We start from the raw sequence: 13,039 nt of genomic DNA on the forward strand, positions 1-13,039 counted from the left end.
ATACTACTTTTATTTCTGATTGATATTTATATGCAAAAGTACATTAAGGTTTTATTATTTCATAGATAAACAAAGAATTTTGATTATGTAGATTTTTTAGTATAATATATTATGTGTTCTAAAATTATTGATTTTATGGGACCAGTAAAGTACACAGCAGATGTTTGGAGGTAGTATTAGATGTATTTAGTAGTAGGACTAGGGAATCCAGGAGATAAGTACGATAAAACAAGGCATAATGTAGGATTTGATATTATTGATTTATGTAGGGAGAAGTATAATTTTGGACCTAGCAGGACAAAATTTAAAGGTATATATTGGGAAACTATATTAAGTGGAGAAAAAGTGTTATTTTTAAAACCTCAAACCTTTATGAATCTAAGTGGGGAGAGTGTTAGAGAAATATGTGATTTCTATAAAATTCCTAATGATAAAGTAATAGTAATTTACGATGATATAAGTCTTGAACCAGGAAGCCTTAGAATTAGAAGAAAAGGCAGTGCAGGAGGACATAATGGTATAAAAAACATTATCATGCACTTATCTACGGATGTGTTTCCAAGGATTAAAGTAGGAGTTGGACAACCGAAAGAAGACTTAATTCCTTTCGTTCTTGGAAGATTTTCTAAGGAAGATAGAGACCAAGTCGAAAAAGCATTTAAGGCTTCAATAGATGCTGTAGAAGTTATAATTAAAGAGGGCGTTTCTGAAGCTATGAACAAATTTAATGGATTTAAACCAGAGTAGTAGTTATGCTTCTATAGAAGCAGTCTGGCTATTTATATAAGGATTTAAATTGAAAAAGTAGCTTGAACACAAAGGTGTTTTGATACATTGTAGGCTTTTAAGGAGGTTGAAGTTGAAGTCTCATATAAATATTTTAAGTATAGACGGAATTTTGAGAGGTGGTAAGTTTGAGATTAAAGGGTTTAATGACACCCCTTATTCTAAGTGAACAATTTAAGGATATATCTAAGGCCATAGACAATAGGAAGTATCCTATTGGTGTTTATGGTCTTTCTGAGTCTTCAAAAAGTTATTTATTATATGGGGTTTTAAATGAAATAAATGAAAAAATGTTAGTGGTTACCCATAGTGATGTGGAAGCAAAAAATATCTATGAGGATTTATCTTTTTATCTTAATGACGTTTACTACTTTCCAACAAAAGAAGTTGTTTTTTACAATGCAGATGCAATTTCAGGAGATTTAAGGTGGGAAAGATTAAAGGTTATAAAGAAGATGCTGGAGGAAGGGCAAAAGGTAATTATTACTTCAGCAGAAGCATTAGCTTCAACCTATGCCCCAGTAGAACTCTTCACTAGCCATAGTTTTAATATTGCTGTGGAGGATGTAATTGATATAAGAGAATTATCGCAAAGGCTTGTTGAAGCAGGCTATGAACGAAGTGAAGTTGTAGATACAAAAGGACAGTTTTCTGTAAGAGGGGGCATTATTGACATCTACCCTCCAACCAGTGGGCTACCCTATAGGATTGAACTATTTGATGATGAGGTAGATTCTATAAGAACTTTTAATACAGACACTCAAAGAAGTATTGAAAAAGTGCAAACTGTAGATATTTTCCCTGCAAAAGAAGTTATCTTAACCAATAGTCATATTGATAGTGCCTACAATAAGATTAAGGAGGACTTTAATGTTACATTAGAAGGTTTTAAAAAGAAAAAGGATAAAGACGCTATAGAAAGATTAACATCAACTATTAATAATAATCTAGAACTTTTAAAAGAAACTTGGTCCTTTGAAACCTTAGATAGTTATATTAGTTATTTTTATGATAAGCCTTCTACTCTTTTTGACTATATGAAAAACTGTTTTATTGTTATAGATGATGTTCAAAGGTGCGTAGGAAAGCTTGAAAGTGTAAACTTTGAGTTTAGTGAAAACTACGAAAACTTTTTAAGAAGGGGTAACATACTTCCTAAACAGGGAGAATTATTGCTATCTAAAGAAAGAATTATTGAAGAGTTAGAAGTTAGTAAGGTGATGACCTTAGAAGCTATTACTAAAACGGCCAAGCATTTAGCACCTAGAACCATTGCAGCTTTCTCACAAATTACTATTCACGATTATCATGGTCAATTAGACATGCTTATTGAAGATATTAAAGAAAAAAAAGAAAGAAGATATAGAACTTTAATTCTTTCAGGTACTAGAACTAGGGGAGAAAGGCTTATTGAGACTCTTAGAGATAGGGGGATTGAAGCTACTTATAGAGATATTGTTTCTAGTATTGAGCAGGGGGAGGTAGTAGTTACCTTTGGAAATGCCTCAAAGGGTTTTGAGTATACAGAACTTAAGGTTTGTGTAGTATCTGATAGTGAGGTCTTTGGACAATCTAAGAGAAAGTCTGTAAGAAGAGGTAACAAAAAAGGTGTAGGAAAGATTAAAAGTTTCACAGAACTTAAACTTGGAGATTATGTAGTTCATGTTAACCATGGAATTGGAGTATATAAGGGAATTAAGCAATTAGAGGTGCAAGGGCATAAAAAAGACTTTTTAGAACTTTCCTATAACTCTGGAGATACTTTATATGTGCCTGCTGAACAACTTGATATGGTACAAAAGTACATTGGAAGTGAAGGTAAGGCTCCGAAGGTTAACAAACTAGGCGGTAGCGAGTGGATTAAGGCTAAGAATAAGGTTAAAAAGTCCATTGAAGATATTGCAGAGGATTTGGTAAAGCTTTATGCAATCCGTGCCACTTTAAAGGGACACAAGTACTCAGAGGATACTATTTGGCAAAAACAATTTGAAGAGGAGTTTCCGTATGATGAAACACCAGATCAGTTAACTTCTATAGAGGATATCAAAAGGGATATGGAAAGCAATAAACCTATGGATAGACTTCTATGCGGAGATGTGGGATATGGTAAAACTGAGGTTGCTATAAGAGCTGCTTTTAAGTGTGTTATGGATAGTAAACAGGTAGCAATGCTTGTGCCAACTACTATACTAGCGGAACAGCATTATAAGAACATGAGGAAGAGATTTTCAGATTTTCCAGTAAGAGTAGAGATGATAAGTAGATTTAGAACACCAGCTCAGGTTAAGGCTACCTTAAAGGCATTAAAGGAAGGAAATGTGGATATTCTAATTGGAACTCATAGAATTCTTCAAAAAGACGTATTGTTTAAAGATTTGGGGTTATTAGTAATTGATGAAGAACAAAGATTTGGTGTAACTCACAAAGAAAAAATAAAAGATTTAAGAAAAAATATCGATGTATTAACTCTTTCAGCAACACCAATTCCAAGAACTCTTCATATGTCTTTGACAGGAGTGAGAGACATAAGTGTTATTGAAACTCCGCCAGAAGAAAGATACCCAGTTCAAACCTATGTAGTTGAGTTTAATGACCAATTAACACGTGATGCTATAATGAGAGAGTTAAATAGAGATGGACAGGTGTTCTTTGTTTACAATAGAGTTGAAACCATAAATGACATGGCAAGCTATTTATCAAAGCTTGTTCCTGAAGCTCGAATTGCTGTAGCTCATGGACAAATGACAGAGAGAGAATTAGAAAAGATAATATTAGACTTTATTGACAAAAAATATGATTTATTAGTATGTACAACCATAATTGAAACAGGGATAGATATACAAAATGCTAATACTATGATAATTTATGATGCTGATAAGATGGGCCTTTCACAACTTTATCAGCTAAGGGGAAGGGTGGGTAGAACTAATAGAATTGCCTATGCTTATTTTACCTACATGAAGGATAAGGTACTGACAGAAGTAGCTGAAAAAAGGCTTAAGGCTATTAAAGATTTTACAGAGTTAGGGTCAGGTTTTAAAATTGCTATGAGAGACCTTGAAATAAGAGGAGCAGGTAACATTATGGGATCAGCTCAACATGGTCATATGGCTACAGTGGGATATGATTTATACTGTAGAATGCTTGAGGATGCAGTAAGGCTTATTAAAGGAGATATTGATAAGGAACCTATAGAGACTACGGTAGATATTAAGATTGATGCATATATACCAAGTAGCTACATTGTGGATGAAACACAAAAAATTGAGGTTTACAAGAAGATTGCATCTATTGATTCATATGAATACATGATGGAATTACAAGAGGAAATAGAGGATAGATTCTCGGACATACCAAACACGGTCTACAATCTAATGGATATAGCTTATGTAAGATCGCTTTGTAAGGATCTTGGTATAGTAGAGATAAAAGAAGTGGGAAGTGAAATTCTTATTAATTTCCAAAACAAGAGCTATCTTACACCAGAGTTAGTGAGATTTATTTTAGAAAACTATAGAAAAGAAATAGCTTTTAAGATGGGTGAGGCTCCAGTTCTTGGATGGAAATTTAAAGGTATAAAGAAGGAAGTAGTAGTAAAACATTTAATAGAAATTGTTAAAAATATGAGGGCAGTGGTAAAAAACAAGTCAAATAATGAATAAATTCATTTGGTGCATTCATCTTAGAAATAGACTAAACTGCTGCTTTAGAATTGGTTAAGTACTAATGAAAACTGAGGAATTGTTCTTTTGAAAAATTAGTTAAATGTAATTTGACTCCTTAACACTTTATTCATAATACTGTCACCTAGTTGCCACAGTAAATTTGTATAATAATACTTATTCTGTATGAAACTATGGAGGAGCATTAGGTGTTAGCAAGTGTATACAATGATACGAGTTTTATGCTACAATATAATAATATAAATAAAGATTAGCCAGAATGGGGGATAATAAATTGAGAAACGTTAAAAAGGTTATTGCTGCAGCGTTAATAACTGCTATGTCTATATCAGTCGTAGGCTGTGGACTTGTTGAAAAGACACCAGAAGGTGTGAATAAAACTGTAGTAGCTAAGGTCTATAATAAGAAAATTACAAGAGGACAGGTTGATGAAGAACTTGCTCCAGTTCTTGAGAGTGTGAAGGCTCAATTCGGAGAAAACTACGAAACTAATGAGCAGGCTAAACAATATTTAGCTGAGCAAAGAACAAGTATTTTAGATACTATGGTAAATGATGTTATTATAAATAAAAAAGCTGAAGAGCTTAAAGTTCTACCTAGTGAAGAAAAGATTAACGAAGAAGTTCAAAAGCAACTTGCAGATATAAAAGCTTCTTTTGAAAGTGATGAAAAATATAAAGAGGCTTTAACACAAGCTAAAATGACTGAAGAAAATCTTTTAAAAGAATTAAGACCTTCTGTTATATCAAATATGGTCTATGAACATGTTGTTAAAGACGTTACTGTAACTGATGAGGAAGTTAAACAAGATTATGATTCAAATCAAACTAAGTATACAGAGAAACCAAACAGAATTAAGCCAGCACATATCTTAGTTAAAACTGAAGAGGAAGCTAAGGCTATTATAGAAAGATTAGATAAGGGTGAGGACTTTGCTGCCCTTGCAAAGGAAAAAGGAACTGATGGTACAAAGGATAATGGTGGAGACTTAGGGTGGATTGAGTATGAAACTCAACAATATGACAAAACCTTTATGTTAGCAGCTATTAGTGTACCAAAAGGGGAATATACAAAAGCTCCTATAGCAACAAAATATGGTTTTCATATTATTAAAGCTCTAGATAAGGAAGAATACCCAGTTAAGAAATTTGAAGATGTTAAAGAAAGTATTAAAACATCTTTAACTGACCAGAAGAAGTACCAAAATTGGCAAGAGACAATGAAGAAGTGGCAGGATGAAGCAAAGATTAAAGTTTATGAAGAAAAGTTAAAATAACAAATTTTAGAGTCGTGAATTTTCATGACTCTTTTATTTTGGAGAATTATCAAATGAATAATTAAATTTCTTTTTAATTAAACTTTTACTAATGTGTATAAAATTTGGAATTAAGAAAGATAATAATACCACTAGTATATAAGTTTAGTGAGTTAAGGAGGAATTAGTAAATGAAGGCAACTGGTATAGTAAGACGTATAGATGACCTAGGTCGTGTTGTAATTCCTAAGGAAATAAGAAGAACACTTAGAATAAGAGAAGGAGATCCTCTTGAGATATTCACTGATAGAGAGGGTGGAGTAATTCTTAAGAAATATTCACCAATAGAAGAATTGAGTGAATTCTCTAAGGAGTATAGTGAGGCTCTTCAACAAACTATAGGACATATAGTAATTATAAGCGATAAGGATAATTTAATTTCCGTAAGCGGAAGTCCTAAAAAAGAATACCTTGAGAAAAAAGTAAGTTCTGAACTTGAAAAAATAATGAACAGTCGTAAGGCTATTATACTAGGGGAAGGTTCAGAAAAGGCAATACCACTTTATAACGATGAGGATGAAACAGTATATAATTCACAGGTTATAGCACCTATAATGGCAGGAGGAGATGCTATTGGAGCTGTAGTTATAGTTTCTAAGGAAAAAGATGTGAAATTTGGAGACTTAGAACTAAAATTAGCTGAAACAGCATCTGCATTCCTAGGAAAACAGATGGAAGAGTAATGGCGTGGCGTAGCTACGCCATTACTCTTAGTTTTATAATTTTCTATTATTAATAGGTATTATAAATACTTTTACTACAAGTAAATGCTACTACTTGTAGTTTGAAACCATCATATTTTCATTCCCTTTTCAATGCTATCCAATAATTGTAATAATAAACAACTTCATACAAAATTCACATGTTAAAGTAGTGTAACTTAGCTACTAGAAAGATCTTTTAAGGCATTAATTAGTGGTATATAGTGTAAGCACCTATAAGACCAGGTATCAAAAGAATACATAGTGTTAGAGCTGTTTTAAGTTATCTAAACAAAATCACATTCTCATTATTTGTCATATAAGTAATAAACCCCTTAGAAAGCAAATATTTATAGTATAGGTAAGTTTAATATATAGGATTCTAAGTTGAGAATTTAAACTTCAAACATAGTTCACATATAGACTTTCAAGCTAAAATAAATATATTTTATTCAGTTTGAAAAGTTTTGAAAGAACAGGGAGGCCCGGTTTATAAGGTAAGTTTTGACGTAGATTCTATATAATAGAAAATAAGACTTGCTTTTATGGGGGGAGTATATGAAAAGGCAATCTTTAATAAAAGGAACAATGATTTTAGGAGCAGCTACTATATTTGCTAGGTTTCTAGGTTTATTCTTTAGAATACCACTTCAGGCTTTAATTGGAGACCAGGGAATGGGATACTATCAAATGTCTTATCCTCTTTACATGACCTTTGTTGCATTGGCTTCAGGAGTTCCAATAGCTATGTCTAAGCTGATTTCTGAATTCAATGCGAAAAATGATGTACATGCTGTGAGACAAATTTTTAGGGAAACTCTTTTAATTATGATTCCTATAGGAGTCGTTGCATCATTGGTTATGCTATTCTTTTCAAAAGAAATAATAACAACTTTGAAATGGGATACTAAGTCTTATTACTCATTTATGGTTATTTCTATTGCACCTATATTTGTTTGTATAATGTGTACACTTAGAGGCTTTTTTCAAGGTATGCAAAATATGACTTATACTGGTATTTCTCAAATTGTTGAACAAATTGGGAGAGTAGTATGTGGAGTGTTGTTTGCTTATCTGTTAATGCCAAAGGGCATAGAATATGCGGCGGGAGGTGCAGCATTAGGAACTGTGATTGGAGGAGCATTAGGAAGCTTTTACCTAATGTTTAATTATTTTAGAGCTAGCAAAGAATTACCAAAGTTTCAAAAGAAAAGACAAGGTAGCATGATAAGACTTATAGCTCAAGCAGCACTTCCAGTATCAATTGGAGCTGCAGTAGGCACCGTTATGTCTTTAATAGATTCAGTCGTAGTTCCTCAAAGGTTACTTGTAGCAGGATACTCTCTTGAAGATAGCGCAATTTTATACGGGCAACTTACAGGTAAGGCTGTAACCCTTCAGAATATACCATTAGCAGTGTCTATGGCCCTTTGTGCTGCTTTAGTGCCTATAGTTTCTGAGGCTTATGCCACCTTCAGAACTGTGGAACTGAAAAGAAGGGTTGAGATGGTTTATAAACTATCTTTTGTAATAGGAATACCAAGTTTTTTAGGTTTATATTTCTTAGCAAAGCCAATAATGGGATTGGTATTTATGAAGGATGTTGCAGGTTTTGAAATATTAAAGGTTCTTTCTATTTCAATCCCCTTTATTATAATTACACAGACAACCACTTCACTATTGCAAAGTTGTGGAAGGTATATGATTCCAGTTTACAATCTTATTGGGGGGTGTTTGGTTAAGGTTATGTTGTCCTATTTCTTCGTTGCTCAAAGCTCTGTAAATATCTATGGAGCAGTTATAGGAACTATTTTTGGATATACTACTACTGCACTTTTAAATTATATACAGGTATCAAGGGTATTAAAGGTAAAACTCAGTATAACTGAAGTGCTACTAAAGCCACTGATAGCATCTCTTACAATGATAATTTTTGTTGTGTTTAGCTATAATAATGTCTATAATTATACAATGAGTAATGGAATTTCTTGCTTGGTTTCCATAATAGTGGGAGTAGCAATTTTTATAGTATTAGTAATAGTATTAGGTATATTTTCAATGCAAGATATAAGGGGAAAATTTATGAGACATTAAAAATTTTAAATAATGAACAAGTTTCTTTTCATTAGGAACTTTGGAGGATGTTTATAATACAAAAGGATACAAGGAGAGATACAAATATGATTAAAATAGTAGGTTTAGGCCCAGGGGCAAAGGATGCTTTGACTATAGGGACCTTAGAGTTATTAAAGTCTTGTGACAAGGTACTCTTAAGGACAGAAAAACATCCTAATGTTGAATATCTAAAGTCTTTGGGAGTGGTATTTGACACTTATGACTCTTTTTACGAAAACTATGATTCTTTTGATGAGGTTTATAGTGCTATTTCAAAGGATGTTATAGAAAAGCATAACATTTACAAGGATGTTGTTTACGCAGTTCCAGGCCATCCGCTGGTTGCAGAAAAGTCTGTAACACTTCTTTTAAAGGCGTGTGAAGAAAGGGCTATAGAAACAGAGATACTACCAGCAGTAAGCTTTATTGATGCAGTAATGGAGAGCCTAAAAATAGATCCAATTGAAGGGATAAAAATAGTTGATGCTTTTGATATAGCTAATCAGGTGATGGATAAAAGGGTTGGGCTTATAATAACTCAGGTTTATAACCCTCTAATAGCATCAGAAACAAAGCTTGCTCTATTAGAATACTACAAAGATGATACTGATATATATTTTGTTAGAGCAGCTGGGGTTAAGGGACTTGAGAGTATAAGGAAAATTAAACTATATGACCTTGATAGACAAGAGGATATAGATTATTTAACTTCTGTTTATATTCCTAAGGATTTGGAGAATACAAAGGATTTTCATGATCTTTTAAAGGTTATGGAGGTGCTGCGTGGAGAAGATGGTTGTCCTTGGGACTTCGAGCAAACTCACGAGTCTTTAAAAAGATATTTAATCGAAGAATGCTATGAGGTTTTAGAGGCAATAGATGAAGAAGATGATACAAAATTAGTTGAAGAACTTGGTGATGTACTCCTTCAAGTAGTATTCCATGGGCAAATTGGTAAGGAAGAAGGATACTTCAACATTAATGATATTATTAAAGGTATAACAGAAAAGATGATATCTAGACATCCTCATGTGTTTAGTGATGTACAAGTTAGAGACAGCGAGGAAGTTTTAACTAATTGGGAAGAAATAAAAGGAAAAGAAAAAGAATTTAAGAATTATACTGATACCTTAAAACATGTGCCTAAAAACTTACCAGGACTTTTAAGAGCAGAAAAGGTTCAAAAAAAGGCTGCTAAAGTGGGATTTGATTGGCCTGATATAACACCAGCTATGGATAAAGTCATAGAAGAACTTCAAGAGGTAAAAGATGTATATAAATCCAATAAAAGGGCAAAAATAGAAGAAGAAGTTGGGGATTTGATATTTGCCACAGTAAATATTGCAAGAATTCTTGACATTGACCCCGAGTTTGCAGTAAATTATACTATAGATAAATTTATCAAGCGTTTCCAATATATAGAGGAAACTGCTATAAGAAAAGGGTTAAATATTAAAAATATGACCCTGGACGAAATGGATCAGTTGTGGAATGAAGCAAAAAATGTTTAATTTAGCAAAAATTTGTTAAAACTATAGCTGATTAGAAGGATTTTTAAAAAAATTGCAGAATATGCTATTAGGTATTCTATATGTGATGTTTATATTTTAATAGTTAAACATTATTGCATAAGCATTACAGTTAAGATTAAGGAGGTACAATAGTGAATAAGTCAGAATTAGTAACAAGCATGGCAGAAAAAGCTGGTCTAACTAAAAAGGAAACTGAGACATTTTTAAAAGCTTTCATAGACAGCGTTGAGGAAGCTTTATCAAATGGTGAAAAAGTTCAATTAGTTGGATTTGGAACTTTTGAGACTAGAGAAAGAGCTGCTAGAACTGGAAGAAACCCAAGAACTAAAGAAGAAATACAAATCCCAGCTTCAAAGGTTCCAGTATTCAAAGCAGGAAAAGAATTTAAAGACATAGTTAACAAATAGTCTTAAATCTTTAAAAAGCCTAGATTTCTATCTGGGTTTTTTTCTTTATTGACACATAAGTTTCAATAAGATTATTTTATTAAACTAAGATTATTTAAATTTACTAGGTAACTACCTGTATTCGCTAAATTTAGCTAATAAGGCATGTATGCAAAGGAAAGTGAATTAATTGATTTTTCAAAAATATAAATCATATAAAATTATTGGGGTGATATAGATGAGATTAGATAAATATTTAAAAGTGTCAAGAATAATTAAAAGAAGAACTGTAGCTAAAGAAGTTTGTGAAAGTGGAAGGGTTTCTATAAATGGTAAGGTAGCAAAAGCGGGAACTGTAGTTAATGAAGGGGATATAATTGAGATTCAATTTGCTAAGCAGACCCTTAAGGCTAAAATAGTGAATATAGCATCTCATGTAAATAAAGAGGATGCTAAGAATATGTATGAAATAATTTCAGGAGAAGAAGATACAGAGTAGTCATAAAATCCTCCTCTTTGCATATATTTTTTATTAGAGGAAACCGAATTTAAAACTTAATCTATAACTTAGTTCAACCTGGTTTCCTTCAGGTTTTTGAAGATGAATAAAATGAGTATTCATCTTGAAAGTCTTCAGAAAGCCTACTATGTTTTTTAGTATGTGATTTTATGAGGAGGATAACATGGAACAGAGTAAAGAAGTGAAGGTTGAAAACAAGAAAAGTTATTTAGCTTTAGAAAATAGAAAAAAAATGAGTTTAGATGGAGTAACAGAGATAATAAGCTTCAATGATGAGCAAATCTTACTTAAAACTGTCTTAGGCAATATGGATATTAGAGGCGAAGAATTAAAGATGAACAAGCTAGATGTTCAAAATGGAGACGTAATAATAAGTGGCAATATTGGGTATATTGTTTATACTACAGAAGAGAAAAAGCATAGAAAACAAAATGGCATAATTGCTAGATTGTTCAGGTAAGGAAGATATGATTTTTTCTATGCCAGAGCAGGTGAACTTATTTGTATTTAGCATAATAGGTGGAATGCTCATAGGAATATTATTTGATATATATAGAATTATTAGAGGGTTTGAAAGTTTAAATAAGTTCATTACAGCTGTAGAGGACTTATTATTTTGGATTTTAACAGGAATTTTTATTTTTATTTTCATGATGTACACAAGCTATGCATATATGAGTTTTAATGTTTTTGTGTATATTGCTATAGGCTTATTGATATATTTAAAGCTTATAAGCAAAGGTTTTGTTAAAACTCTTCATAAACTATTGATATTTCTTTTAACAACTTTTAGAATAGTATTTTACGTTATAACTTATCCTATAAGGGTATTCTTTTATAAAATACTAAGAAAAAATTAAAAATAATAAGATAAATAGCTTGAACAAATGATAAATTCAAATTAAAATATACTTATGAGTTTAACAATTAGTAATAAGGCATTATAATGTAGTTTATGTGTCTAAGTTAACTCATTCATTTGAAAGGATGAGTGGTGAGATGAAAAAGTTTAAGAAAAAAAACTTATTATTACTATTAATTGGGGCATATGTTTGTTATACTCTTATAAACCAACAAATTATTATGCATAAACAAAAAGTTGAACTTAAAAAATACACTGTGGAGCTTCAAAAAACGAAAGAAGAAAATGAAAAATTACAGGATGAGGTTAAGCTATCTCAAAGCTTGAACTATATTGAAAAGTTAGCAAGAGAAAAGTTAGGGCTAGTAAAAGAAGGAGAGGCTCCTGTAATAGATAGCAGTGGAAATAAATAAAGTTATTTTGATAGGTTAGTAAACTATTTCTAACTATGTCATTATATATAATTATATAATCATCTATATTTAAGGAGGAGTCTTTTTAATATGACCTTAAAGGCTGGAAGTATTGTAGAAGGTAAAGTAGTCAATATAACTAATTTTGGTGCTTTTGTTGAAGTGGAAGGTAAAACAGGTTTAGTTCACATCTCTGAGGTGTCAGATGTTTTTGTTAAAAATGTTAGAGACCATTTAAAAGAAGAAGATGTAGTTAAAGTTAAAATTATATCCGTGGATGACAATGGCAAAATGAGCTTATCCATAAAACAAGCAGGTGTTCCTAAAAAATCCGTGAAGCCAGTAGAAATTGACTGGGACAAGGAAAAAACTAAAGTTTCCTCAACGGGAAGCTTTGAGGATAGGATGTCTAAGTTTTTAAAAGATAGCGAAGAAAGATTCCAAGACCTAAAGAAGCATCAAGATGGAAAAGGTCGTGGATATAGTAAAAAAGGTTCAAGTTATTAAAGATAATCTTTATATAAAGAGTGCTAGTATCTAGCGCTCTTTTGAACTTTATGCTAGATAAATCAATGGGTTTAGTTGTTGGATTAACAATGAAAATAAATCTATAAAAAAGTGTTGACATATATGTGGCTATGACTTATAATAAGTATTGTCGCTGAGATGTGACAGAAACATAAAGCCTGCTGAAGTGGCGGAACAGGCAGACGCACAGGACTTAAA

Annotated in this window: 12 protein-coding genes; all 12 read left to right on the forward strand. The window is 32.0% G+C overall.

All coding sequences use genetic code 11. The annotated features are described in order from the left end of the window. Positions 1 to 180 precede the first annotated feature (180 nt). Entirely contained in the window at positions 181 to 747 is a 567-nt protein-coding gene (gene pth, locus B3040_RS05505) for an aminoacyl-tRNA hydrolase (RefSeq protein ID WP_291571014.1), read from the forward strand. A 167-nt stretch (positions 748 to 914) separates the two neighbouring features. Then, the gene (gene mfd, locus B3040_RS05510) at positions 915 to 4,448 is read left to right on the forward strand and encodes a transcription-repair coupling factor (RefSeq protein WP_291571016.1); all 3,534 of its coding nucleotides are present in this window, start codon (positions 915 to 917) and stop codon (positions 4,446 to 4,448) included. Between the two features lie 295 nt (positions 4,449 to 4,743). Then, on the forward strand, positions 4,744 to 5,745 hold the full coding sequence (locus tag B3040_RS05515) for a peptidylprolyl isomerase (protein ID WP_291571018.1): 1,002 nt from the start codon (positions 4,744 to 4,746) through the stop codon (positions 5,743 to 5,745). A 170-nt stretch (positions 5,746 to 5,915) separates the two neighbouring features. Next, entirely contained in the window at positions 5,916 to 6,467 is a 552-nt protein-coding gene (spoVT, locus tag B3040_RS05520; protein WP_291571020.1) for a stage V sporulation protein T, read from the forward strand. 576 nt (positions 6,468 to 7,043) lie between these two features. Beyond that, positions 7,044 to 8,579, forward strand: a complete 1,536-nt coding sequence (locus B3040_RS05525; protein WP_291571022.1) for a putative polysaccharide biosynthesis protein — start codon at positions 7,044 to 7,046, stop codon at positions 8,577 to 8,579. 86 nt (positions 8,580 to 8,665) lie between these two features. Continuing rightward, positions 8,666 to 10,111 (forward strand): nucleoside triphosphate pyrophosphohydrolase, encoded by a 1,446-nt coding sequence (mazG, locus tag B3040_RS05530; RefSeq protein WP_291571025.1) that lies wholly within the window; start codon positions 8,666 to 8,668, stop codon positions 10,109 to 10,111. A gap of 152 nt (positions 10,112 to 10,263) precedes the next feature. Further along, the gene (locus tag B3040_RS05535) at positions 10,264 to 10,539 is read left to right on the forward strand and encodes an HU family DNA-binding protein (protein ID WP_017414765.1); all 276 of its coding nucleotides are present in this window, start codon (positions 10,264 to 10,266) and stop codon (positions 10,537 to 10,539) included. A 217-nt stretch (positions 10,540 to 10,756) separates the two neighbouring features. After that, positions 10,757 to 11,017: an RNA-binding S4 domain-containing protein gene (locus B3040_RS05540; RefSeq protein ID WP_291571027.1), complete on the forward strand. Its 261-nt coding sequence runs from the start codon at positions 10,757 to 10,759 to the stop codon at positions 11,015 to 11,017. Positions 11,018 to 11,201: 184 nt separating this feature from the next. Further along, the gene (yabP, locus tag B3040_RS05545; protein WP_017414763.1) at positions 11,202 to 11,498 is read left to right on the forward strand and encodes a sporulation protein YabP; all 297 of its coding nucleotides are present in this window, start codon (positions 11,202 to 11,204) and stop codon (positions 11,496 to 11,498) included. After that, on the forward strand, positions 11,479 to 11,898 hold the full coding sequence (yabQ, locus tag B3040_RS05550; RefSeq protein ID WP_291571029.1) for a spore cortex biosynthesis protein YabQ: 420 nt from the start codon (positions 11,479 to 11,481) through the stop codon (positions 11,896 to 11,898). Before yabP ends, yabQ begins: the two co-directional genes overlap by 20 nt. Positions 11,899 to 12,037: 139 nt before the next feature. Then, on the forward strand, positions 12,038 to 12,313 hold the full coding sequence (locus B3040_RS05555; protein WP_017414761.1) for an FtsB family cell division protein: 276 nt from the start codon (positions 12,038 to 12,040) through the stop codon (positions 12,311 to 12,313). Positions 12,314 to 12,403: 90 nt separating this feature from the next. Further along, a complete protein-coding gene (locus B3040_RS05560) occupies positions 12,404 to 12,820 on the forward strand; it encodes a S1 domain-containing RNA-binding protein (protein WP_017414760.1) in 417 nt (138 codons plus the stop codon). Positions 12,821 to 13,039: the final 219 nt, after the last annotated feature.

The organism is Clostridium sp. UBA4548, assembly GCF_002387895.1.
In the GTDB taxonomy this organism is placed as follows: Bacteria; Bacillota; Clostridia; order Clostridiales; family Clostridiaceae; genus Clostridium_J.

What these genes read in the sequence shown, in the direction of transcription:
- pth (WP_291571014.1), top strand. Translation starts at nt 181, where the DNA reads ATGTATTTAGTAGTAGGACTAGGGAATCCAGGAGATAAGTACGATAAA.
- spoVT (WP_291571020.1), top strand. Translation starts at nt 5,916, where the DNA reads ATGAAGGCAACTGGTATAGTAAGACGTATAGATGACCTAGGTCGTGTT.
- B3040_RS05525 (WP_291571022.1), top strand. Translation starts at nt 7,044, where the DNA reads ATGAAAAGGCAATCTTTAATAAAAGGAACAATGATTTTAGGAGCAGCT.
- mazG (WP_291571025.1), top strand. Translation starts at nt 8,666, where the DNA reads ATGATTAAAATAGTAGGTTTAGGCCCAGGGGCAAAGGATGCTTTGACT.
- B3040_RS05540 (WP_291571027.1), top strand. Translation starts at nt 10,757, where the DNA reads ATGAGATTAGATAAATATTTAAAAGTGTCAAGAATAATTAAAAGAAGA.
- yabP (WP_017414763.1), top strand. Translation starts at nt 11,202, where the DNA reads ATGGAACAGAGTAAAGAAGTGAAGGTTGAAAACAAGAAAAGTTATTTA.
- B3040_RS05555 (WP_017414761.1), top strand. Translation starts at nt 12,038, where the DNA reads ATGAAAAAGTTTAAGAAAAAAAACTTATTATTACTATTAATTGGGGCA.
- B3040_RS05560 (WP_017414760.1), top strand. Translation starts at nt 12,404, where the DNA reads ATGACCTTAAAGGCTGGAAGTATTGTAGAAGGTAAAGTAGTCAATATA.